Below are 23,295 nucleotides of genomic sequence, written 5' to 3' on the forward strand. Positions count from 1 at the left end.
CTTTCTGTGGATACAAAAATAAAAGATAGTGTATTCGCTCCTGTGTAAGGCATAGCCTAAAGAACGCCTTTTCTATATTCAGGAAAGCTTTTTTCGGTGAGGGTTGAGCGCTCTGACTGTTCGATAAGAACATAAGGATGAAAGAAATGAATATTATAGCACAGCTTGAAGCTGAACAATGTGCAAAAATCGAAGAAAAACGTAAACTTCCAGCCTTTCAAGCAGGTGATACGGTGCGTGTTATGGTGCGTGTAACGGAAGGTACGCGTACGCGTGTTCAGGCTTACGAGGGCGTGTGCATTGCGCGTTCAGGGGGAGGTTTGAATGAGACCTTTACAGTGCGTAAAATTTCTTATGGTGAAGGTGTAGAGCGTGTGTTTCCGGTTTATTCTCCTTTGATCGAGGGGGTTGAGCTTGTGCGTCGGGGTAAAGTTCGTCGTGCAAAACTCTATTATCTTCGTAAGTTAAGAGGTAAGGCGGCGCGTATCGTTGAAAAAAGAGATTACCGTAAAAAAGATGCAAAGAGTGCTAAGAGAATAGAAACCACGCCTGTTGCTGCAGATGCTGTAGGACAAACTGCTGAATAAGCACTCATTGATAAGATTCATGGAAAAAGCGGCATAAAGCCGCTTTTTTGCTGTTTCGTTAAAAAAATTAGCCAAAGAAAACAGTCTCTTATAAAAGAAGATAAAGGAGCCTGTTTTTATAAACAGTGTATGATAAAATTGGCACTGTGTGAATAAAATTTGGAGAGATTAGATTTATTTCATCCTCTTTAAGAGATATAATGTGCTTTCTTCAAGGTTGATTATTCTCTTGTTCGTGAAGGTGTAAGATCAAACTCAAGGGAGGATTCCCTTTTGGAATACTGCGGCTGGCTTATTGCTCCGGCCTTATTATACGGATGTTTGTAGTGATTGAAGAGTGTTCACATTCTAGTCAATCGTTTTGATCAATTGTTTTTCATAAAGACAGCTATGGCTAAGTTCATATATTTTTGTTCAGTGGAAAAATTAAAGATATTCAGCTGATTGTCTTCTTGAGCAGAATAAAAAAGTTTCTTTAACAATTTTAGCAATGATAGTTTCAGGTTTAGGTTTTGTAGAAAAAATTCAGGTAGAAAGTTCTGTAAAATTTATATCAAAGTGGAATCCGATCGGCGTGTGTTTGAGTGTTCTATATATCATTGCTACGGATGATGCGCGTTGGTAACTGAAGAAGCTAGTTGTGCTTCCGTGTCGATCGTGATTTGAAAGCTATTAATAAAGCTTAATAATGCGTATCTTGATTTTTCCACAATGTTTGCAGCTGTAGTCATTTCATGGAGATATTTGGGAGTGGGATTGAGAAGATCGAAAAAAAAATGCGTTTGTACTTCAGAAAAGATGTTAGACCTTTGACGTCCAGATAAAATTGTACTAAACAAGGAAAGTCTCGTAGCTTATATGTCTGTGGGACAATCGGTTTTTTTTATGCGCGACCTTTAATCCGTCATTTTAAACAACCGACCTGTAATATGAGCATCTTTGAATGCTAAACAAGTGAAAGCGGGTAATGCACTCGATCGTTGTATGCGGGTTTTCTCGCTCATGATGCAGTTTGCAGTAAAGCCAGGTCAGGATATTTTATGATAGAGACAACTAGGACAAAAGATCGCCCTCGTTCTCCTCATTTGAGCATTTATCGTTGGTCGAGCACTATGGCAGTATCAATTGCTCACCGTATTACCGGAATAGCCCTTTATTTTGGGATGGTGTTCCTTGCTATTTGGTTGATTGCGATTGCTTGCGGGGAGGAGGCGTTTAGAACCGTTAATAGGATTTATGGATCTTTCCCTGGGCTTTGTCTTTTATTTCTTTATACGCTTGCTGGGGTTCATCACATGGTCGGGAGTATTCGTCATCTTGTTTGGGACATGAATCCTTGTCTTTTAGCCAAAGAAAAAGCAACGTTAACTGCTTGGACAACAGTTTTTATTTCCCCCATTCTTACGATTGCAATTTGGGTTATTGGATATATCGTTATCTAGCCAAGGGTGGAGAGACGTATGAAAAAAGATTTTCGGACAGAACTAGGGAAAGTGCGCGGTCTTGGGAGCGCACGTGAAGGCACAGAGCATTTTTGGTTAGAGCGTTTAATGAGTTTTGTCATGGTGCCGTTTTTTCTATTTTTTATGATTCTTTTTCTGTCGCTTATTGGGAAGGACTATAGTGTTGTTCATACGCGTCTTTCCCATCCCGCTGTCACTGTTTTAATGGGGTTGATGGTTATTTCAAGCCTTTATTATATGAAACTTGGAATGCAGGTTGTTATTGAAGATTATATTCCGCGTGAAAGTGTGCGGATATTATTTCTGGTATTGAATATCCTATTTTGTTTTGTTCTGGGGGGTGTGATGATTTTTGCCCTTTTAAAAATTTCATTAGGGGTTTAAACAGTATGATGGGCACAGTATCATCTTCGGGTGTTAAAGTGGGTAGCGCTCCGTATCTCTACGTGGATCATAAATTTGACGTTGTTGTTGTTGGTGCAGGCGGTGCTGGTTTGCGTGCAACTCTTGGTATGGCTGAACAAGGGCTAAAAACAGCCTGTATTACGAAGGTTTTTCCGACACGGTCGCATACGGTTGCGGCGCAAGGTGGTATTGCTGCATCGCTTTCGAATATGGGGCCTGATAATTGGCAGTGGCACCTGTACGATACGGTAAAAGGGTCTGATTGGCTTGGTGATACCGATGCAATGGAATATTTGGTCCGTAATGCGCCTGCTGCTGTTTATGAACTAGAACATTATGGAGTTCCTTTTTCACGTACGCAAGAAGGCAAGATTTATCAGCGTCCTTTTGGGGGGCATACAACAGAGTTTGGAGAAGGACCACCGGTTCAACGTACTTGTGCGGCAGCTGATCGCACGGGGCATGCGATTTTGCATACACTTTATGGGCAGAGCTTAAAGCATAATGCGCAGTTTTTTATTGAATATTTTGCGCTCGATTTAATCATGACTGATGGTGTGTGTACAGGTGTTGTGGCTTGGAATCTTGATGATGGTACAATTCATCGTTTTTCTGCCAAGATGGTTGTTCTCGCAACAGGTGGTTATGGACGTGCTTATTTTTCAGCTACATCAGCGCATACTTGTACAGGTGATGGGGGCGGGATGATCGCACGCGCTGGGTTGCCGCTTCAGGATATGGAATTTGTGCAATTTCATCCCACAGGCATTTATGGTTCTGGCTGCTTAATCACAGAAGGAGCGCGTGGTGAAGGTGGCTATTTGATTAATTCTGAGGGTGAACGTTTTATGGAGCGTTATGCACCCTCTTTTAAAGATTTGGCCTCACGTGATTTGGTTTCGCGTTGTATAACGCTTGAAATTCGTGAAGGGCGTGGCGTAGGTCCGAAGAAAGATCATATCTATTTGGTTCTTAATCATATTGACCCTGCTATATTGCATGAGCGTTTACCGGGGATTTCGGAATCAGCACGGATTTTTGCGGGGGTAGATTTGACAAAAGACCCTATCCCTATTCTTCCAACCGTTCATTATAATATGGGCGGAATTCCCACCAATTACTATGGAGAAGTTTTGAATCCAACGGCGGATTCTCCTGATCGTGTTCAACCAGGTTTGATGGCTGTAGGTGAGGCAGGGTGTGCGTCTGTTCATGGCGCCAATCGCTTGGGTTCGAATTCCTTAATTGACCTTGTGGTGTTTGGGCGTGCAGCTGCAATTCGTGCAGGTGAGGTCATTAACCGTGATACAGAGATCCCGCCCATTAATAAAGCGGCTGTTGATGAGATTATGACACGTTTTGATCGCTTGCGTTTTGCTCAGGGATCTATACCAACAGCTGTGTTGCGTGAAAAAATGCAACGCGCTATGCAAGAGGATGCTGCGGTATTCCGTACAGCAGATTCTTTAAAGCAGGGATGTCAGCGGGTCAGTAAAATCTGGAATGAACTTTCTGATCTCAAAGTGACAGATCGCTCACTGGTATGGAATTCTGATTTGGTCGAAACATTAGAGCTTGAAAATCTGATGGCAAATGCCATTACGACTGTTTATTCTGCAGAAGCGCGTTTAGAAAGCCGTGGGGCACATGCTCGTGAAGATTATCCAGAGCGTGACGATAAAAATTGGCGTCAACATACGCTTTCACATTTGTCAAAAAATGGGAAGGTGACATTATCGTATCGTCCTGTTCATGTGGATCCATTAACATCTGAAGCGGACGGTGGTATTGACTTGAAGCGTATTGTGCCTAAAAAACGTGTTTATTGAGGGGAAAATGAGCTATGGTACAAATTAGGCTGCCCAAAAATTCTCGGGTTAAATCCGGAAAAGTTTGGCCTAAACCTGAAGATGCTAAACAGCTGACGGAATTCCATATTTACCGTTGGTCACCGGATGATGAAGAAAATCCCCATCTTGATACCTATTATGTGGATCGTTCAGCTTGCGGTCCGATGATTCTTGATGGTCTTTTGTTTATTAAGAACCATATTGATCCAACTTTAACATTTCGCCGTTCGTGCCGTGAAGGTATCTGCGGTTCGTGTGCGATGAATATTGATGGAACAAATACGCTCGCTTGTACCAAAGGTATGGATGATGTGGCTCATCCGATCAAGGTATATCCGCTTCCTTCTATGCCGATTGTTAAAGATTTAGTTCCTGATTTGAAGCGCTTTTACGCGCAGCATCGCGTCATTGAACCTTGGTTGCAAACTGTTTCGCCTGAGCCCGCGAAAGAATGGTTACAGAGCTACACAGACCGTAAAAAAATTGATGGTCTGTATGAGTGTATCCTTTGTGCTTGTTGTCAGACATCATGTCCAAGTTATTGGTGGAATGGCGATCGTTATTTGGGGCCCGCTATTTTGCTTCAGGCTTATCGCTGGATTGCCGACTCCCGTGATGAAATGAGCGGGGAACGTCTTGATAATCTGGAAGATCCTTTTCGGCTTTATCGATGCCATACAATTATGAATTGCGCGCAAACTTGTCCAAAGGGATTAAATCCAGCTAAGGCAATTGCTGAGATTAAAAAGCTTATGGTTGAACGCTGTCTGTGAAAGAGAGACGGTTAAACGGGAGCAAATCAGGATTATAGCGAATATATGCATGTTTTATATTGCGTGCGCGTGTACGTTACAATATCAGATGAGATGTATCCGTATAATTTTGTAATTTTCCGTTTTCTTTTTAGGGTGTTGCCTAGGGAAGGACGTTATAAAATTTGTTACATTCTTAAGTATGGCTTAGGAAGCAAAAATAACTTTAACTACATTTAAAAACGAGATGTATATTTCGGTCAGATAGATGATTTCACTAAAAAATATATTTTGAATTTAAATCTGCTGAAGAATACTCCAGAATAGGAATTCTGCTTAATTCTAATAGAATATTATAGGCTTTAAATTTTACTTTTCCTCATATGAAAATGGGATTTTTCAGATTAAAGCGTCAATATTTTTATTGCATTTCTGTTTCATTGAAGCAGATTATCATTCTTTGTATATTCGCTCAATAAATCCATTTAAACGGTAGCCACAATGCTTGGTGATCCTATCCTATTTTTCACTCTATAAAAGATAAAATTTTACAGAAATTATGCGCGATATAAAAAGGTTAGTTTTTATTGGTTCTTATACAAGGCACTATAGGATGACTAAGAAACACGCTATTTTGGTTATTGCGTTCATTAATTTGCAACCTTTCGTTATGAGCTATAGTTTAGATGCAGCTATCTGATAAAGGACTCTTACATGGAAAATCAGCTACAATAATCGAAAAGTGATTGCCCATCTTTGCAAAGTCATCTCAAGAAAAAAGTGACAAAGTGGGCTGTATTGTATTAAAAGTGACAAGACAAGATCCAAGGAATGCGGAAGAGATTTTGTTTGCTCACACTTGATATATTGGATTAGGAAAAGAAGTTTTTAGAAGCAATTTTAGAAGTTCGTGCGCTAAAATGCAATGAATAAGATGGTCGATATGCGTTGCTGTTTATGCTCTAATGAGAGTGGATTTTGCCAAATCATAGTGTGTATCATGTGCAATTATGTGTAGCTCATACAGTGTAAATTATGGCAAGGATAAAGACTGCTAACTTGTTACCAACGATGGTATGAGGGTTCTTTACGTCTCAAATCACAAGGTAATGGATGAGAAAAAAGGACACGAAATTGCTGATCGATATGTCATTAGCATAGTGTAGCAATGTGATGATGTTTTCAGGAGCTTACTTTGGCAGTTTTTCGTCGATATTTATACCAAAAGCATGGTGTAATGGTTGGATGTTTATTCTGTAACAATGTCTTCTGTTTTACATGGAGCTGGGCTGATTTTGTTGTGAGATTTTGCAGGTTACTTCCTTATTCATGTTATGCACTGCGAAAATGCCAAAAGCTTGCAAAAGAAACCAAATAGGGTAGGGGAGACAGAAATCAAAAAGTTTAATAAAGAATACAAAAATACCCAACGATTTATTACAAGCTTTTGTTGATTTTTACAGTCTTACTGAAAGAAGAAACCTGCTTAAACCATTTTTGATTTAGAAAAAATCGGATCATAAAAAACTTCAACGAGTTTCCTATCTTTTAAAAACAAAACAACATCAAGTGTCGTGTAGAGCACTTGCTTTATCATTTGTATGTCAAGTTGACGACCGATTTCTGATTGCTTGATAAGTGCGGCACATCGTTCAAATGTTTGCAAAGCACTGTTTGCGTGTACCGTCGTAATAGAACCAGGATGCCCAGTATTGAGCGAATTGAGATATTCCCATGCTTCATCGCTACGCAGCTCGGCGAGAAAGATACGATCAGGCGATTGACGCATACACGCATTTAAACATTCATCAGCTGAGATACGACCTTCACTGTTACCGTAAATCATATGCACACGATTAGGATGATTTGGTAAAAAAAGCTCATGAACGTCTTCAATGGTGATAATACGCTCTTCCACGGGCACATTTTCAATCAGAGATCGGGCAAAAGTCGTTTTCCCCGATCCGGTCTTGCCTGCAATGATAATATTGCGTTTATAAAATACGCATTTCTTCAAGAATTCGCGTATTTGTTCATTGCGCTTGAGTTGTAATAGCTCGATTTCAAATGGTTCCAATCGTGCGAAATTTTGCACAGATAACAGATTATTTGCTTCGGTTTCCGTAGGTTTATTAAAGCTTACATCGGTAAATACACTAAATGCACCCTCACCGTCGAGTTCTTCCAACGTTTTGGCCGTTAGTGTATGTTTACGGATCATAAATGACAGTGTGCCATCGACAACGGTTGGTGCTTGTACAATTGTACCACGTTGTCCTCCTGGTAATATCACGTAATTAATGCTTTTTGGAGACATACCATTATAAACAATAATAGCAGTGATAAGCGTTTGTAAAAAAGAGGCTGTCAGTTCAGGAACATCATATGCTTTCCATCCCTCAAAAGTTTTCGTCCATAATTCACAGGGGCGACAGATAGACAATTCAGTCACTTCCGGAATTTCTAAAAAGCGATCAAGTGGTCGCAGAAGTTGCGCAATCGCTTGATCTTTTTGTATTGGGTTAATGTGTAGAGAGGGCATAGACATCACTGAAATCCAGATCACGAGCAACGAAAATATTCAACCGTTCACCTTGGTTTTTGTAAAGTGTTGGCGTAATGTTGATAGAATTTTGAAGAGTTTCCATAGCGACAGATTGAGCACCTTGCTGCATCTCCGGTAGTGGCACTAAATTATTGGTTTTCTCACTTGTTTTATCTTTCAACCAGTTTCCTGAGCCACCAATTATGCTTACCATGATAGCACCACCAAACCGTTTCCAAAAATGTTCATCAACCCAACCACCGATGCCAGATTCACCGAGAGGACCAGTTCCTGGCGAGTCAAGGTTTATAATAACACCGGAAGGTGTTTCAACACGCACCCATTGCACAAAAACACGTGTCTGTCCTTGTTGTATACCACTTTGATAGATACCGACAACTTTGGAACCACGATCGAGTAAAACAACTCGGCCACTCGTAGAATAAACGTTTCGTGTTAAATGACATGTTGTCATACCCGGCTGTGTCGTGATAATTTTTGTTTCAAGCACACAATCTAGCTGTGTTCCCTGTGTAATAATAAGGTCACGGTTATGAAGCTGACGTGCGCGTGATGGGTTCAACCGTACAGGCTGCAATTGACCGAACAGATCATCGTTTGTTGTTCCAGTGTTGGACTCTTGATTTTCTTCAATGTGTGCGCTGCCTGTATCAGATCCACCTAGACTTGAATTGAGCATACGCTTACGAGCTATCTCTTCGGAATCCCTTATTAATTGCGATGGGATGGTTGTTTGAATAAGCTTAGACCAGTTTGGTGGTGTATTCTGTGACGTTTGTTCTACATCCTCTATAACGCTTGGCTCCTCTTGGATTATCCGAGGCGTATAACTGGGTATAACTTGTTGTACCGTCTGTTGATGTTCTTTTTCCTCATCATCTTCTACGGTGGTATTACGTATTTTCCATGCCTTCCAAGTTAATCCAGCCGACACTACAATCACAGCAATGAGCATTATCAGCAACAATATACGTGCACCAGGAATTACTGGACGGCTTTCCGAATCGAGTTTGGAATTTCCATAATCGCCTACAATATGTTGCGGCTCAACATGATCCAGTTCTAGGCCTGTGTTGATTTCATCTCCTTTCTTGTCGCCGAACATTATTTGTCTCCTTTATTGATGCGATGAACTACCGTGGATATCGTACCCGTCGTGTTTGGCACACCATGTGGGTCATAGGCTTCATTGAAGATAGCCAAAGCGCGGTCACCAAGTCGTATGATCCATCTTGGATTAACTTTATGAACAGCAATAATATTATTGGAATCACCCACGACCGTACGCGGTATTAAGCTTTCGTTTCCTTTAGCGTCCACCACATAAATTGATGGCATGTCCATGTTGGCGGAAAACTTGAAATAGGTGATTTGTCCGTTGTCCCAAACATTCATCGGAGCAACATCTTGGTCACCGCTCATGGTGTAGCTAAGATTATACGCTTTTACTCCTTGATAAAAACCACGCTCGATGGAAAGGCGTTGGCTATGTTCGCGTGCTTTTTTATCTTCTACATTGGGATAATTGAAAGCTAATTCATAGATGGCTCCAGCACGGTCATTTCGGAATTGTAGTCGAAACTTATAGCTACGTTTATTCGTAACGACGATCATGTTGGTATTGGCAAGCTCAGCTTTGGGCTTGATAAAAATATGTCGTCCAGTATTGGCAAAAGCATAGGCATCAGAATCACCAAATGCATGGGTAATATATTGCTCTCCCTCTTCGAGCATGATGTGTGTTGCTACACCCAGAACGGTTTCAATTTGAACCACATCAGAAGCATCATAGGTTACATAGCGAATTCTATGATCATTTTGCGAACTTTCTGGGGTCACAAGCGCCTGTACGGGCATCGCATAAAGCGGAGCCAGTAAGGTAACAAACGCTAGTTTCTTCATAATTAATTCCTCAATTATTCGAAAGTATTTCCGGGTCAGTGCGGTAGCTCGTAACCTGAAAACCAAGGGGGTTAATCAACCGATCAGATGATTTCATCGGTGCATCAATATAGGTGTAACCAATTGTTGCGATTTGATGTTGCTGTGGCTCACTAGATCCGTTGATATTTTGTTGCTGTGTTGTAAAACGCACAGTTGCTTGCCCACGTCCGTTTGGCTGAATTGAGCGTATTTTGACCAAAATGCGTGCTTTGTTAGAAAGCACTTGATCGCGAGCATTTTTACCATCATAGATTTTATAGAACTCCTGTTGAACGGCCGGCGCACTTAAAAGCGCTGCAGTATCATAGTTCAACTGAATGGTATCATAATCATAGGTTTCGCGGTTAAGAACATACTGATTGAGCCAGTACATGTCTACAACTTCGCCGTAACTGGTTTCATGCTCGCGTATCACAGAAACAACATCAACTGCACCGGTTGCGTTATCAACGCGTAATACAAGAGGAGCAGGAGCCGATTGGGAGAAGCCAACAACTCCACACATCATGCCAAGAAATCCAAAAATGCAAGCAACACCTGCTACGCGCCACGCAATTTTACGCGACTTAACAAACTCGCTAATGAGATCACGCTCTAGACCCCGACTTTCTTCAAAGTAACGGTTAATTCGTTCTGCTTTAATTGGTCTCAAGTTATTTTGTATCATATTTTCCTCGCTGAATTTCGGCAGGGATCGTCTTATTAATAGGCACTCGATCCAAAACATCTGGCTTCTTCGGCTTTGGAGCTGATGCGCAGGACGATAAAATCGTTGTCATTAAAATTGCACAAATAATAGACCTCACTTCACTATTCCTCTTCCTTAACTTTTAAATCCAGCACAACCCCTTCCTTCCACTGTTATTATGATGAAAAAACACCAAACGCGCGATCGTCTTTGTTTCTTTCAAATTCACTCTTGTTTGCAAAATTATCCACTCCAATATGAGATTATCTGCTATGCAATCGACCATATCTTTGATCATTTAACCGTGCGATTACTGGCGTTTTCTCCCCACTGCTTGTGTTCCCCATAGGTGCCCAAGAGTAAGACCTTTTGTTAAAGTATTCGCTAGACTCGAGAGCTTAAACAAAAACATAACAAAGAAAATAAATAGAATAACGGCACCGCCAAGCGTATAACCTATGTTCTGCGAACCATCGAATTTGATATTATCTACGTAATTGTAGAAAATTCTTAAGATGTAAGGCAACATAATGTGCAATAATACAATAAAAATCGTATAGCACACTGTTTGAGCAGCCCACCGCTCGAAAAATCGATATGTTGATTGCCAAAGTAAAGTAAGGATAAAAATTGGTCCAAAAGCTATAAGAAAACCAAATATGAGTTTTGTCATCACAAGAAATACACCACCAATTGCTACGAGAATGCTTGTGATAAGCAAAATGAGAATTCCGAAAAATCCGTACAATGTTCCATCAGAACTCAAAAATGCAGATTCCTCAAAGGCTAAATTTGCACGATCAAATCCCATGTTTGCTGTCATATCAAGTATTACAGACATTTTTTTATACTGGTTTTTAGGATCGTAATTAGTATTGTAATCATTAATGTACGCACTGGCCAGTGCTGATTCAGGCAATGTTTCAACTACGTTTCGAATATTGTTTTGATAAAGTCCTCCTGCCATAGCAATTGAAGTAATGATACCTATGCGCAAACTACGACTTATAAAATAAGAAAATGGCATATCTATTACACCACGCAAAATAAGCCATCCATAAACAATGAAAGAAATAGTCAAGCTGGACAAGACTAAGGGCTCAATCGCGGCAAACACTTGTGACGAGCTATGATTATATTTTGTCAATACTGAATCTAATATACGTAAAAGATCTGTAAACAGTGTAAAGGTCATGGCATTCTCGTCTAGCTGATTGTCAAAATTCTGTTATTTTGGCACATTAATCTATATTGCATTTGCCTTTATGTATCCGTCACAAGTTAGTTTTCATCTCAAAAACATTTCATATCAAGTTAAGTCTCTCTGTGCGCTCTTCCTGATGACAAAATAATTGAAAGATCTGCGTTCGCTCCTTATCCCTATAAGAAGATAGAACCAACAGCACAAACAAAGCCATTTTATTAATCATCTGACAATTGATTGAACCTCAAAGTTTCAATACGTGACCGATAATCCGTTATACGTGGCATACCTCTATTGCTACTGCTTAGAATCTTCTGATTACGCTTACGCTTTTGTTGATCGATCAGTGCCTGTTCAGCATTGCGCAGCTGTACGACCATCTGCAGTTTTGCTACCTCATTTTGGATTAGGGCTAGCTCACTATCCATCTGGAGTTGCAACTTAACAAGATCTTCCATATTTGTGCTGCCTTGAGCTAATTTACTCTCAGCATCTTTCAACATAGTGTTTAGATGCTTATGGCGTTCCTCCGCATTGCTAATAGTCTTCATACTCATATCTTTATCGGCTTGAATTATTCTTTCAATCGATTCACTCAATGGAACTCTAGGATCAGTAACAGCTCTTTTAGTTTTTCCATCATTGAAAAGTGATTGTGCATCCTGTAAAAAAAGATTATCGTGATCTGCGTGTATGTTGAATATCTTACCTTTACCTGGTTGTTTAGGAGGAGCAGGGGGATGGTAATTTGTTTGAGAGCGTTGACCACTTCCCCACCAATTGGCTGTGATATCATGATTAGCGCGCGGGAAAATGGTTGCTAACGCTAAGTTTGGTGTTCCAAGAATTATAGCCATTACAGTGGTAGTCAGTATTAACTTTTTCATATTGTGCTCCTTTCAGCTTTTACACGTTGTAAAAAGACCGGCAACCATACTGCCGGATTATCGCCAACTTCAGCGATAACAGCCTCAACTAATTCCGCATTGTCAGGTGTTCCCGACAAAACAAGGAGTTCATCATCAAAACTCTGCTCTATAGTTTGTCCATCAATTGTCATCTGGAACTTGCCAAGATCTAGCTCGGCAAGTGCGGATTGATCACCCTGTTTAATAAGAAACCGACGACTAAATTCACCAAGATTTTTGACCAGCTCAAACTCAGCATCTGTCAACTTGAAGCCTTTTGTATAGTCTTCGTAATTTGCTTTAGGGTTGGCAAGAAAAATATACGTTGCACATTGCTGAATCAGAGTCTTAGCGATATTGCTTTCTAGGGCATCACTAGGTTCTTGTGTAGCGTAAACAAAAATACCATTCTGTTTACGGATAGTCTTTTGTTTATCTTTTGCTAAATCCTCAAAATATGTATCTTGCAAAGGTTTCCAAAATTCGTCAAAGATATACATGAAACGCTGCCCCTGAATCATGCCTTCTGTACGATAGAGCAGGTACATCATCACCGGGGTACGTGTCTCCGTATTATCTAAGAATTCAGTAATATCAAAGCCGTAAACTTGATGTGTCGATAAATCAAGACTATCACTTGGATTGTCAAACAACCACCCATAATCCCCTCCTTCGCACCATTTTATCAAACGAGCGTGGACAGAAGGATGAGCATTATGATCGTCTAAACGTGGATTTGGTAAGAATTGCACCAACAACGACAAACGACGCAGAGATTTGTCAATGCTGCTGCTCATAATGGCCATGATAGCTTGATTAATTTCTTCTTCATCGCGATGCGTAATCTCACCACCCGTTTCCGCCAACTTTCTGATAAATTGTTTCAAGAAAATTATGTTGTCTTGCGTAGGCGGAAGCTGAAACGGATTGAAGCCGCTTGGTCTGCCAGTTTTAAGGGGTAGATATTGACCACCTATGGCTCGAATAATAATTTCCATACCGCGATCTTTATCAAAAACAACAGTTGTTGGTTTGAATTTCTGTGCTTGCGCCAATAAAAAACCAAGCAGTACAGTCTTACCAGAACCGGACTGTCCAATCAGTGCTGTATTGCCGAGCAATCTCTTATCTGTTGCATCTTCTTCAAGTTGAGAGCTATGAAAATTAAAATAAAGTGGCGTTTTACTAATTGTTTTGAAAATTGTAACTGCTGGACCCCATGGATTTCCAGTCGGTTTTCCTGACATGAAATTATGGAAGGACGAAAACGATAAAAAATTAAGCGATGTAATCGGCGCAGGACGTGGCCGCCATTGCCAATTTCCAGGGAGTTGCGCCCAATAACCAGCTTCTATGGCGAGGTCAATAGGTTTCGGCAGAACTCCAACATCTAAGATAATCGAATTTGCTTTTGCCACATAGTCGCGAACCTCTTGTACCGTGTCACCATAAATAGTGAGGGTGCAATGATGTTCACCCATGACAAAATGCCCACTGACAAGCTGATTAAGCGCTTCGCTAATCTGATCAATCTGACTCGTCGCGACATCCCGAGCATCAATAAGATTACGCTGATGTCGCTGCAAATAATCTTTCGCAGCATGCCGTGATAAAATGGAAAAACTTTGTGTCAAGATGAACTCAAAATCGCTTTCTAGAAGCCCATTAAACTGGCCTGGCTTGGTCGATTCATCATATTCTTTAATTTCCATCATTCCAAATCGACGTATTCCGTTAGATGTGCGGAGTTCACCAACAGCACCCCATTTCGAGAAAAAAGGCCGATTGATGGCCATATAATCAGCAAAACGATCACGACAGACCGGTATAGGGTAATGTTCACCATTGATCAGCATACTGAGGAATTCGAGAGCAGACGAATAAACGTGACCATTTTTCTCATAAATACCAAGCAGTTCTGCACCGTAACGTTTCAATGATTGACCCAGTGTACGGTTAATTTCGTTTAGAGCTTTGATACATGATGCTTGCCGTATTTTTTTTTGCTCGAATGTTTCGCGTTCGTATTTAGCAAAAAACGACATTATTTTATCGGTTACGGGTCGGAAAACAACTGTTAGATATAAATCGTTAACCATTAGATTGTAGCCAGTAAAACTATGTCGATATTTTTCATCAAGCTGGTAGCAAAACACCTTATCGAATGTAGAATCAGGATATTCATAAACACGACGACGTACGATATGCGTCCACAAAGACAGATTTGCTGACGCAATACCGCGCAAAGTATTATTGAGTTCTCTTGTCCATTGGAAAATATCCTCTTCCGAAGCACTTTGATGTGAGCGTCCGTCAATTTTCCAAACCGATAAATACTCAGCATTCTTGGTAGAAATAACGGTGTCCGTAACGTGATGTGAATAAGGAATGAACAGACTTACTGGTGTTTCTGACGCAAGCAGCTTGCTATTTTCAATAGCCTTCATGTTTATCTCCTTTTGCGATAATCAAAGGGGCTATAACTTGAAGCACCCCAAAAGCCTTTATTGCGGTTTCGAAATTTTGTATCAAACCACAGTCCCCAGACACGAAATGCCTTATCATCGTTTTTTGTGATTTGTGTCATAACGAACCACAGTGGTAGTGCTATGACCCAGCAAAATATACTTACTGTCATAGCAATGATAGCGACACCTATTGCCATAATTATAAGCGGTATCATTGGCACTCCCCAAATTGTTGGAACGCGAGTAGCGCCTTTGAATAAAGGGAACGATTTAGGTTTTTGCGGCTTTGTTGCTTGCGATTTCATAAGCAGCTCCAATCAAGTAACGCTGAATAGAACATTACTAACAAAGAACGCTGAACCCGCGATAACAACACTAATTGCCCATCGCACAAACGTACTTTTTGCGATGATGCGAAATAGACAACCGATTGTTAAACACAGAAGAATAAATGCAGCGACAATTGGAACAATTATATTCAACGCGTACTGTATTTCAATAACATCTCTGATATAGGATATTGTTTGAGCATATGCAGTCTGAGTCATTAAAAGCATGATTATTGCTACGAAAGCAGCAGTAATTTTGTTTCTAATTCTTATTTGTAGAGTATTTGATTGTTTCTTCATGTTTCTATTCTCACTAAGATTAATTTCTATTCTCATTAAGATTAAAACTGCCATAAACAACACTTATCTTTCGCAGCATGAGTAAACTCACTGATAATCTCAAGTTACTAGGAAGATAACTCTTTGCCTTTTATGAAATCTCATGCTGCGTAGTTTCACCGTTTACTCTAATTTGACTTGTTAAGAATATTTCATACTGCGCGGTTTCAAATTTACTCTAATTTGACTTGAACAGCATATTAGCAAGTTGAAGAGCTGAACCAGCAACAATGACACCGATTGCCCACCGTATAAATGTATCCTTTTCTATATAGCGACCTGCATAGCCGATAGCTAAACCCAAAAGAATGAGAGCGGCCGCAATGGGAATAATTTTATCTAGTTCCCCCTTAAACTTAGTTAAAACACCCGAAACATTGGCTAAACCTGCAACTTGAGCGTATGCAGGCTGGACCACAAAAAATACACATGCAGTTGCGAAAACGGAGATGATTTTATTATTAACTTTTGTTTGAACAGTATCTAACAGTTTCATATAATTATTCATCCTAGTTAACATTGAAGTTTCTATAAATTGAACAGCAGAGGTAGGATTATTAAGACATTCCTAATTTTAAATACATATCGCTCTTTAAGATGAAGGAACACCCAATACCTTACGCTTGCTTAAACAACAAAATGGCAAGTTGGCTTGCCGAGCCAGCAACAACAACGCCGATTGCCCATCGTATGAAAGTATCTTTTTCAATATAACGCCCTGCATAACCGATGGCTAAACCCAAAAGAATAAGGGCTGCAGCAATAGGAATAATTCCATTTAGCTGCGTTGTTAATGTCTCTAAAACGGTTTTAGCACCAGTCAAATTTTGAGCATATGTAGGGTGTGCCATAAAAAACACGATCGCAGTTGCAAAGGCAAAAATAATCCTGTTATTAATTTTCTCTTGAAAAATATTTGATAGTTTCATGTTCTGTATCCTAGTTAAGACTGAAGTTGTTAAAATTTAATAGTATGAATAAAATTATTGAAATATTCCAAACACTTGAGACGTAAATCGCTTTTTTAATGAAAGGAATCCTATGAAAATAACATATTAGCAAGTTGGGTTGCTGATCCAGCAACAACAACGCCGATTGCCCATCGTATGAAAGTATCTTTTTCGATATAACGCCCTGCATAACCGATGGCTAAACCCAAAAGAATGAGAGCGGCCGCAATGGGAATAATGATTTTTAATTGATCTCTTAATCCCTCTAAAGCATTTTTAGCATTATCTAGACTTTGAGCATATGCAGGATGCGTTATAAAAAATACAGCCATAGCTGCAGAAGCAGTGACGATTCCGTTGTTAATCTGTGCTCGAAGCGTATTCGATTGTTTCATATTGTTTATCCTTATAAAATAAAAGGCTGCCCCAAATAACTCCTCGCTCCTGAAGGAATCTAAAGAGGCATTTCGGATCAGCTCAGGTTTAAGTTGCCCCCGCTGTGTAAGAAGCGCATATTTACTTGGCTTCTTAGTTACCGAATTGTCTGCAACGAATGTAAAGTACCATTCCCTCCCTGGATACATAACGACTGTAATTTCCGCATCACTTCCTGAAAACGCCCTATCAACACTGCATTATGTTACCATTTGCATGTTTCTTTTATTCTTTTAACGAGAATAGATTTGATCCAGTCTTATTATCCGAACCCAATTTTTACTTATTTTCTACGATTGTACTTTATCAAAATTGCAATTTAATACACAAACACGGTATTTTCCTTTCAGAAGAAAAGGCATTTGCTGCTATAAAAACATTGCAAATACTACTCATTTTGTATACAAACGCACTTTCCTATCTTTCTTGATGCTAAGTAAGGCATTTTAACCCTTAAAAACTGCGTAAAATTTGAAAAAACCATTAGCTATACACCCAATTTTGTGGAACTTTATCAATGTAAACATCAATTTCGCGTATATTTTGCGGTTGCTGCCACGCAAAATCATCACAGATCTGCGCAACAAAATCACTTGACTCGAAATCTTGCTGTTCATTGTCATAAAAATCGTAAATTTCTAAAGCTCTATCGAGATACGCCAGCACATACTCAACAATATACATATGCGAACCCAATCCAAATGCTTGCCCTAAACCATTGCAAACATTATCTTGATCGTAAGGAAGAGAGTTGTACTCAAACCATAACCCCTCTACATTGCCTATCGAAGAGGATTGCATAGCATAACTCTTTGCCAACTCCATTTCTGTTGGATAGTGACTATAGAAATCGTCAACTGATTTCGTACGAAAAAAAATACCGCTCTCTAAAAGAGAAACTCTATCCTCATTTGAGTAAGGTTTACCCTCTTGCAAAGGCTGCCATAATTCATCCATTGACGATTGATATTCACTCTCGATAAAAAGCCCATAAGAACCAGAGACATACGTTGGAATTGGAACTCGATTCCAACTCTCAGCTTTAACTACTGAGCTAAAAAGAGATGTGCCAACAATAACTGATGCGTAAACAAGCAAATCTCTGTAATTCAAGGCCAATCTCCATGAAAATGATACCACGGTTTTAAAACTCTAGAGGGGCAAAAATCGTCTAGAATTATGTTTAAAATATGGCATATCGTAATTCTTTTTGAGCAAAGAGAATAAATTTTAGCGAAGGTAGCAAAAATGTGACTATCTTAAAAACAAGCCCCCTGATGAGCTGCGGAAATGCATGCTCAAATTGGTATGGAATTCAAAAAATGGCAAGAGAAGGAAAAACAAGATATAGGGCGAAAAATTATTGAGATTAACTCATATATACGGGATTGATATCGCTAATTTGTTAGCAAAAAGTGTTGTTATAGGAATCCTAATTATCAATGGGAAATTGGGTGCAGGTGTAAACCCAAATGAGCTAAAGAGTGGTTGAAAAATGGTTATTAGTTTGAAGCATTAAAAGTAGCAGAAATACTCTCAGTATATGTATGAAAGACGCATAGAATGGGAATAGAAGGAATATTAAGGGATGTTAAGTTGGAGATGGGATATTTTTAATGTTTAGCGTGTTAAAACGTTATAGTGGCAAAAAATCGCGAAATGCATGAAATGAAGGAGTCCTTAATGGCATTAGCACCAGTGTGTTTATGCGAAAAATGTTTCTCTGCTATGTGCAAGCATGCGTATGTTGACAATACCGATTTAGAATATTTTTCGTCTGTTTTCGTTTAGATGTGGCGCTACGACATAAGTTTGAAGAGGTTTCATCAAGACTTATCATATGCATCAATTGATGACACGGATGAAAATTGAGAACAATATTCAGCTTTTCTCCAATCGTTGCTTTGTCGAGATAGATAAGGCAGCTGGGATCCGCAATTCATGAAACGCCGCTGTAGAGAAAGTGCATATGATAGAATGAGTTTTGCCAAAAGTACGGCGCTTTTATTGTTTTATAAGAAAGGGAATAGATGCATATTTTACAGTTTACAAAAACCATTTTCCATTTTTTCTCTGCTGCATGGGAGACTATTTTGCAGATGCTCCATAGGATATAGTGGGAAATAAGGCAAGTTCGTTTGCTGTTAATTCATTAAAGGAAGGTATAACAAAAAGGGCACTGATAATGGTATTCAAGCATAATGGAGAGCACAATCAGTGCGTTGAAAATTGCCTTATGGTGTATAAGGGCTAGAAAAAAGTGTGTTTCATGAGATTGATCAATGAATGCTTACTTTTTTTAAGAGGTATGATAAAACTTTAGTTGTAACCATAAGGATTATAAAATGCTTTTAAAAATAAGGGTGAACGCATTTCTATTGTTTTATTTTGATACAAAACACCCTTTATAAGTTAAAAAAGCGCAATGATACAGTTTGTTTTGGTTTAGAGTGGGAGACCACGTAAAAGGCGCGGAGCGTTTGGGGTAATGCCGGCAGCTTCCTGAATGAAATATTGTTTCATTTTCGGCATTCGATTGACAATTCCAAGGCCGATATCGCGGAGCATGCGCAAGGGTAGAATATCATTAGAAAAGAGTTGGTTCAGAAAATCATTGCTTAGAGTCATGCGTACAATTTCAAAACGCCGACGGCTTTGATAACGCTCGAGAGCAGAGATTGATCCAATATCAAGGCCCAATCGTGCTGTTTCAATAATGATTTCGGCTAAAGTGGCGCTATCGTGCAACCCTAAGTTAAGACCTTGTCCTGCAATGGGGTGAGTCGTATGAGCAGCATCCCCGATGAGAACAAAACGAGGTTTAATGCAATTGCGTGTTAAAGAGAGAACTAAAGGGAAGGCTTGGCGTTGACCATTCCAAGAGAATTTTCCTAATCGGTAACCAATACGTTTTTCGATTTCAGTTTCAAAAATAAAAGCATCGGCTTTGAGAAGATCTTGAGCTGTTTTATGTTCTTCATTCCATACAATGGCCGATCGATCGCCTTTAAGAGGCAAAAGAGCGAAAGGTCCCGCGGGCAAGAAATGCTGAATCGCTTGACCATGATGGGGAGATTCGTGGTCAATAATGCACATGATAGCTGTTTGTTTATAGGAGTGAGAAAAGGTTTTAATTTCTGCTTTTTCTCGTAGTTTCGAACGTGCTCCATCGGCTGCAATCAGCAATTTTGTTTGCCAGGCTTCGCCATTGCTTAAGGTGATAGTTGTATGCTGATCTTCTTGATAAAAATCGACGACACGTACATTTTCGATGAAAATGATATCTAGATTTTTTATACGGTCTTTTAAAACATTGATGAGTTCTTTCTTTTCAACCATGGTGGCAAAAGGTTCATTGGGTGCAATATCTCCCTCAAAGGTTAAAAAAGTTGGTTTGATAGGATCATCTGTGCGCGCATCGGTAATGATCATTGAATGAATGGGTTGGGTATGAGGTTTGAGGTGTTCCCAGCATTGTAATTGTTGCAACATACGAATAGAAGCAGCAGTAATGGCGAATGCTTGTATATTTTGGGTGGGTGCACCTTCTTTGGGAGTGGCATCAACGATATTGATCTTCAGTTCAGGTGCAGCTTGTTTGAGTGCTATTGCAAGTGTTAAACCAACCGCAGAACCTCCTGCAATGAGGAGATCACATTGTTTTATATTTTGATTGAGATCAAAAGACACCACATTTCTTTCCAGTTTTGCGTATTTTTCAATAAAATTGATACCTCTCTTCAATATCATTTTTTGTGTAGTTTTAAAGAGAAATTGTTATGATTATGATAATTGAACTATATTAATATTTTTGTACTATAATTTTTCTCTGAAGAATTTTACATTTAGGATTAATTAATGCAACAGAGTTTTTCTCCTTATGATTTATCGGCTGAGCCAGAGGATCTATCAAGAGCGAAGGGCTATAAAAGTTCAAGTTTTGTGAGAATGTTTTTGCGCCAGATTGGTGCCTTTATTGGGCTTGGACTCTTTGGAGCCATTGTTTTTTGTGTTTTAGCCTTGGCAACTTGGAATGTTGCAGATCCATCATTGACTTACGCAAATACGAATAAGGTCACAAATCTTATGGGGTGGTCTGGTGCGGTTTTTTCGGATCTTGCCTTACAGATGTTTGGTTTGGCAAGCCTTGGTATTTTGTTACCACCGTTGTTTTGGTCATTCTTGTTAATGGCACAAAAAGATATCCATAATTTGATTTTGCGACTTTTTTTGTGGGTGATTTCAACGGCACATTTTGCAGTTGTTTTTGCTCTGATAACACCTGTTGCATCTTTTACGCGCTGGCCTTTGCCAATTGGTCTTGGGGGTGTTGTGGGTGATAAAATTATAAACGCTGCTTATTTGCTTTTATCTTTTTCTCTTTCTTCTGTGCAGAGTGTTCTTTTGGGCGTTGCTCTTGCACCTTTAGGGTTTTTGATTGCTGCTCTTGCTGGCAATGTGGCGTGGCGACGTTCAGCAAATAAAAGAAAAAGGAAAAAGACTCGGGGGGCTAATGTTGTGAATCCTGTTTTCGATATTTCAGAAGATCCAGAAGATTCTGTAGATGATGTGCGGCATGGTTTCTTTGCGACAACTGTTGGAGCAATTTTGCATTGTATTTATTTTGTACAAGCTCGTTTTAGTCGTTTTTTTTCGTTGAATCGAGCATCTCATAAAAAAGAAAAGGACTTTGATCGGATTGAGCCAGATTTTTCAAATGAAGAAAAGAAATGTGAAAATTATACCAATAAGATACCTGTTTTATCTAACAAGAAATTTAAGCCTGTATTGGTTTTTTCTAATGGTGGTTTTACCCTTCCTTTGTTGGATTATCTCTCTGTTTCTCCACCAGCTATGAAAGATGCAAAACTGTCTCCTGCTGCTTTAAAAGTTAATTCTCATGAGCTTGAAAATGTTTTATTGGATTTTGGGATCAAGGGAAAGATCATTGATGCACGTCCTGGTCCGGTTGTGACTTTATACGAATTTGAGCCAGCTGCAGGTATTAAATCTTCCCGTATTATAGGTTTATCGGATGATATTGCTCGCTCAATGCGTGCGATTTCGGCACGTGTTGCTGTGGTTCCGGGGCGCAATGTGATTGGAATAGAGTTGCCCAATGCAACGCGTGAGACAGTTTATTTGCGAGATATTTTGCAGGCGCAGGAATTTTTGGACAATAAGGCAAAGCTCGGGCTTGCTTTAGGTAAGACAATTGGTGGTGAAGCGGTGGTCGCAGATTTGGCAAAAATGCCGCATCTTTTAGTGGCAGGAACAACGGGATCGGGGAAATCTGTGGCTATTAATACCATGATTTTGTCGCTTCTTTATCGCATGACACCTGAACAATGCCGTTTAATTATGGTGGATCCTAAAATGCTTGAGCTTTCAGTTTATGATGGCATTCCGCATTTGTTGACGCCTGTTGTAACAGATCCTAAAAAAGCGGTGATAGCACTTAAGTGGGCTGTTCGTGAAATGGAAGAACGCTATAGTAAAATGTCAAAAGTTGGTGTTCGTAATATTGATGGTTTTAATGCTCGTTTACAGGAAGCGCGCAACCAAGGCGAAACGATAAAACGTACGGTACAAGTCGGATTTGACGATAAGACAGGAGAGCCACTTTATGAAACAGAAACACTCGATTTAAGCCCCATGCCCTATATCGTTGTCATTATTGATGAAATGGCAGATTTGATGATGGTTGCTGGTAAGGATATTGAAGGAGCAGTTCAACGTTTAGCGCAAATGGCGCGTGCTGCTGGTATTCATGTGATTATGGCAACGCAACGTCCTTCAGTGGATGTGATTACGGGTACGATTAAAGCCAATTTTCCTACTCGGATTTCTTTTTCTGTCAGTTCAAAGATTGATAGTCGGACAATTCTTGGTGAACAGGGAGCTGAACAACTGTTGGGACAAGGAGATATGCTTTTTATGATGGGAGGGGGACGTATCCAGCGTGTTCATGGGCCGTTTGTGGCTGATAATGAAGTTGAACAGGTTGTTGCGCATCTTAAAGCTCAGGCACGACCTGATTATTTGGAAACTATTACCCAAGAAACTGAAGAGTATGGCACTGATGTGAAGTGTTCATCGGTTTCCTCACCAGATGATCCTTATAGTCAAGCAGTCGCGGTCGTTCTGCGTGATCGTAAAGCTTCAACTTCTTATATTCAGCGCCGTTTAGGCATTGGCTATAATCGTGCTGCTTCATTGATCGAACGTATGGAAGAAGAGGGGATCATTGGCCCAGCTAACCATGCAGGTAAACGAGAAATTTTAGTGACTGCTGAAGATAAGCCATTTTAAAGTTGAAAGTCTTTCTATGGCTTTTAAAATATCCTCTAAAAAGTGTTCATTCATCTTCTGCCACTTAATATTTCAAGTGAACAGATGCTATTTGG

The 23,295-nt window shown here is 39.7% G+C and carries 21 protein-coding genes and 1 pseudogene; 6 read left to right on the forward strand and 16 right to left on the reverse strand.

Annotated features, from left to right (window positions below; all coding sequences use genetic code 11):
• The first annotated feature begins 146 nt into the window (after window positions 1-146).
• The 5 genes from rplS to NPX98_RS01650 all read left to right on the forward strand — a co-directional run bounded on the left by rplS (window position 147) and on the right by NPX98_RS01650 (window position 5,078).
• Window positions 147-587 (forward strand): 50S ribosomal protein L19, encoded by a 441-nt coding sequence (gene rplS, locus NPX98_RS01630; RefSeq protein ID WP_269022231.1) that lies wholly within the window; start codon window positions 147-149, stop codon window positions 585-587.
• 1,040 nt (window positions 588-1,627) lie between these two features.
• Window positions 1,628-2,029, forward strand: a complete 402-nt coding sequence (gene sdhC, locus NPX98_RS01635) for a succinate dehydrogenase, cytochrome b556 subunit (RefSeq protein WP_269022233.1) — start codon at window positions 1,628-1,630, stop codon at window positions 2,027-2,029.
• Window positions 2,030-2,047: 18 nt separating this feature from the next.
• Window positions 2,048-2,434 (forward strand): succinate dehydrogenase, hydrophobic membrane anchor protein, encoded by a 387-nt coding sequence (gene sdhD / locus NPX98_RS01640; protein WP_269022234.1) that lies wholly within the window; start codon window positions 2,048-2,050, stop codon window positions 2,432-2,434.
• Window positions 2,435-2,439: 5 nt separating this feature from the next.
• Entirely contained in the window at window positions 2,440-4,284 is a 1,845-nt protein-coding gene (gene sdhA / locus NPX98_RS01645; RefSeq protein WP_269022236.1) for a succinate dehydrogenase flavoprotein subunit, read from the forward strand.
• 14 nt (window positions 4,285-4,298) lie between these two features.
• On the forward strand, window positions 4,299-5,078 hold the full coding sequence (locus NPX98_RS01650; protein WP_269022237.1) for a succinate dehydrogenase iron-sulfur subunit: 780 nt from the start codon (window positions 4,299-4,301) through the stop codon (window positions 5,076-5,078).
• Window positions 5,079-6,543: 1,465 nt separating this feature from the next.
• Here the strand turns inward: NPX98_RS01650 and virB11 are convergent.
• The 16 genes and pseudogenes from virB11 to NPX98_RS01730 all read right to left on the reverse strand — a co-directional run bounded on the left by virB11 (window position 6,544) and on the right by NPX98_RS01730 (window position 20,638).
• On the reverse strand, window positions 6,544-7,605 hold the full coding sequence (virB11, locus tag NPX98_RS01655) for a P-type DNA transfer ATPase VirB11 (protein WP_329957891.1): 1,062 nt from the start codon (window positions 7,603-7,605) through the stop codon (window positions 6,544-6,546).
• Window positions 7,580-8,728, reverse strand: coding sequence for a type IV secretion system protein VirB10 (gene virB10, locus NPX98_RS01660; RefSeq protein WP_269022239.1), 1,149 nt, complete (start codon window positions 8,726-8,728; stop codon window positions 7,580-7,582). Before virB10 ends, virB11 begins: the two co-directional genes overlap by 26 nt.
• A complete protein-coding gene (virB9, locus tag NPX98_RS01665; RefSeq protein WP_269022240.1) occupies window positions 8,728-9,525 on the reverse strand; it encodes a P-type conjugative transfer protein VirB9 in 798 nt (265 codons plus the stop codon). The genes virB10 and virB9 overlap by 1 nt, the downstream gene beginning before the upstream one ends.
• A gap of 10 nt (window positions 9,526-9,535) precedes the next feature.
• Window positions 9,536-10,234, reverse strand: coding sequence for a virB8 family protein (locus NPX98_RS01670; RefSeq protein ID WP_269022241.1), 699 nt, complete (start codon window positions 10,232-10,234; stop codon window positions 9,536-9,538).
• Complete coding sequence (locus NPX98_RS01675; protein WP_269022242.1) at window positions 10,221-10,373, reverse strand: TrwH protein; 153 nt, start codon at window positions 10,371-10,373, stop codon at window positions 10,221-10,223. Before NPX98_RS01675 ends, NPX98_RS01670 begins: the two co-directional genes overlap by 14 nt.
• Window positions 10,374-10,565: 192 nt before the next feature.
• A complete protein-coding gene (locus NPX98_RS01680) occupies window positions 10,566-11,450 on the reverse strand; it encodes a type IV secretion system protein (protein WP_269022243.1) in 885 nt (294 codons plus the stop codon).
• 227 nt (window positions 11,451-11,677) lie between these two features.
• On the reverse strand, window positions 11,678-12,346 hold the full coding sequence (locus NPX98_RS01685) for a hypothetical protein (RefSeq protein WP_269022245.1): 669 nt from the start codon (window positions 12,344-12,346) through the stop codon (window positions 11,678-11,680).
• Window positions 12,343-14,814 carry a VirB4 family type IV secretion/conjugal transfer ATPase gene (locus NPX98_RS01690; protein ID WP_269022247.1) on the reverse strand — a complete coding sequence of 824 codons (2,472 nt, stop codon included), beginning with the start codon at window positions 14,812-14,814 and terminating at the stop codon, window positions 12,343-12,345. The genes NPX98_RS01685 and NPX98_RS01690 overlap by 4 nt, the downstream gene beginning before the upstream one ends.
• A gap of 2 nt (window positions 14,815-14,816) precedes the next feature.
• Complete coding sequence (locus tag NPX98_RS01695; RefSeq protein WP_269022248.1) at window positions 14,817-15,140, reverse strand: type IV secretion system protein VirB3; 324 nt, start codon at window positions 15,138-15,140, stop codon at window positions 14,817-14,819.
• Window positions 15,141-15,152: 12 nt separating this feature from the next.
• The gene (locus NPX98_RS01700) at window positions 15,153-15,518 is read right to left on the reverse strand and encodes a TrbC/VirB2 family protein (protein WP_329957892.1); all 366 of its coding nucleotides are present in this window, start codon (window positions 15,516-15,518) and stop codon (window positions 15,153-15,155) included.
• Between the two features lie 163 nt (window positions 15,519-15,681).
• Window positions 15,682-15,999 (reverse strand): VirB2 family type IV secretion system major pilin TrwL, encoded by a 318-nt coding sequence (trwL, locus tag NPX98_RS01705; RefSeq protein ID WP_269022249.1) that lies wholly within the window; start codon window positions 15,997-15,999, stop codon window positions 15,682-15,684.
• A gap of 121 nt (window positions 16,000-16,120) precedes the next feature.
• Window positions 16,121-16,432, reverse strand: coding sequence for a VirB2 family type IV secretion system major pilin TrwL (gene trwL / locus NPX98_RS01710; RefSeq protein WP_269022250.1), 312 nt, complete (start codon window positions 16,430-16,432; stop codon window positions 16,121-16,123).
• Window positions 16,433-16,542: 110 nt separating this feature from the next.
• Window positions 16,543-16,848, reverse strand: a complete 306-nt coding sequence (trwL, locus tag NPX98_RS01715) for a VirB2 family type IV secretion system major pilin TrwL (protein ID WP_269022251.1) — start codon at window positions 16,846-16,848, stop codon at window positions 16,543-16,545.
• Window positions 16,814-17,049, reverse strand: a pseudogene (locus tag NPX98_RS06610) (KorA family transcriptional regulator). The gene trwL (NPX98_RS01715) and the pseudogene NPX98_RS06610 overlap by 35 nt, the downstream one beginning before the upstream one ends.
• Window positions 17,050-17,371: 322 nt before the next feature.
• Window positions 17,372-18,001: a hypothetical protein gene (locus NPX98_RS01725; RefSeq protein WP_269022253.1), complete on the reverse strand. Its 630-nt coding sequence runs from the start codon at window positions 17,999-18,001 to the stop codon at window positions 17,372-17,374.
• A 1,332-nt stretch (window positions 18,002-19,333) separates the two neighbouring features.
• Complete coding sequence (locus tag NPX98_RS01730) at window positions 19,334-20,638, reverse strand: ubiquinone biosynthesis hydroxylase (RefSeq protein WP_269022254.1); 1,305 nt, start codon at window positions 20,636-20,638, stop codon at window positions 19,334-19,336.
• 108 nt (window positions 20,639-20,746) lie between these two features.
• On the opposite strand from NPX98_RS01730, the gene NPX98_RS01735 reads away from it, so the two are divergent.
• Window positions 20,747-23,200, forward strand: coding sequence for an FtsK/SpoIIIE family DNA translocase (locus tag NPX98_RS01735; protein ID WP_269022255.1), 2,454 nt, complete (start codon window positions 20,747-20,749; stop codon window positions 23,198-23,200).
• Window positions 23,201-23,295 lie beyond the last annotated feature (95 nt).

This window comes from Bartonella sp. A05 (genome assembly GCF_026930145.1).
GTDB lineage: Bacteria > Pseudomonadota > Alphaproteobacteria > Rhizobiales > Rhizobiaceae > Bartonella.

Bases quoted from the DNA above. Each gene is read 5' to 3' on its own strand.
- rplS (WP_269022231.1), top strand. From the start codon at position 147: ATGAATATTATAGCACAGCTTGAAGCTGAACAATGTGCAAAAATCGAA.
- sdhC (WP_269022233.1), top strand. From the start codon at position 1,628: ATGATAGAGACAACTAGGACAAAAGATCGCCCTCGTTCTCCTCATTTG.
- sdhD (WP_269022234.1), top strand. From the start codon at position 2,048: ATGAAAAAAGATTTTCGGACAGAACTAGGGAAAGTGCGCGGTCTTGGG.
- sdhA (WP_269022236.1), top strand. From the start codon at position 2,440: ATGATGGGCACAGTATCATCTTCGGGTGTTAAAGTGGGTAGCGCTCCG.
- NPX98_RS01650 (WP_269022237.1), top strand. From the start codon at position 4,299: ATGGTACAAATTAGGCTGCCCAAAAATTCTCGGGTTAAATCCGGAAAA.
- virB11 (WP_329957891.1), bottom strand. From the start codon at position 7,605: ATGTCTATGCCCTCTCTACACATTAACCCAATACAAAAAGATCAAGCG.
- virB10 (WP_269022239.1), bottom strand. From the start codon at position 8,728: ATGTTCGGCGACAAGAAAGGAGATGAAATCAACACAGGCCTAGAACTG.
- virB9 (WP_269022240.1), bottom strand. From the start codon at position 9,525: ATGAAGAAACTAGCGTTTGTTACCTTACTGGCTCCGCTTTATGCGATG.
- NPX98_RS01670 (WP_269022241.1), bottom strand. From the start codon at position 10,234: ATGATACAAAATAACTTGAGACCAATTAAAGCAGAACGAATTAACCGT.
- NPX98_RS01680 (WP_269022243.1), bottom strand. From the start codon at position 11,450: ATGACCTTTACACTGTTTACAGATCTTTTACGTATATTAGATTCAGTA.
- NPX98_RS01685 (WP_269022245.1), bottom strand. From the start codon at position 12,346: ATGAAAAAGTTAATACTGACTACCACTGTAATGGCTATAATTCTTGGA.
- NPX98_RS01690 (WP_269022247.1), bottom strand. From the start codon at position 14,814: ATGAAGGCTATTGAAAATAGCAAGCTGCTTGCGTCAGAAACACCAGTA.
- NPX98_RS01695 (WP_269022248.1), bottom strand. From the start codon at position 15,140: ATGAAATCGCAAGCAACAAAGCCGCAAAAACCTAAATCGTTCCCTTTA.
- NPX98_RS01700 (WP_329957892.1), bottom strand. From the start codon at position 15,518: ATGGCAGTTTTAATCTTAATGAGAATAGAAATTAATCTTAGTGAGAAT.
- trwL (WP_269022249.1), bottom strand. From the start codon at position 15,999: ATGAAACTGTTAGATACTGTTCAAACAAAAGTTAATAATAAAATCATC.
- trwL (WP_269022250.1), bottom strand. From the start codon at position 16,432: ATGAAACTATCAAATATTTTTCAAGAGAAAATTAATAACAGGATTATT.
- trwL (WP_269022251.1), bottom strand. From the start codon at position 16,848: ATGAAACAATCGAATACGCTTCGAGCACAGATTAACAACGGAATCGTC.
- NPX98_RS01730 (WP_269022254.1), bottom strand. From the start codon at position 20,638: ATGATATTGAAGAGAGGTATCAATTTTATTGAAAAATACGCAAAACTG.
- NPX98_RS01735 (WP_269022255.1), top strand. From the start codon at position 20,747: ATGCAACAGAGTTTTTCTCCTTATGATTTATCGGCTGAGCCAGAGGAT.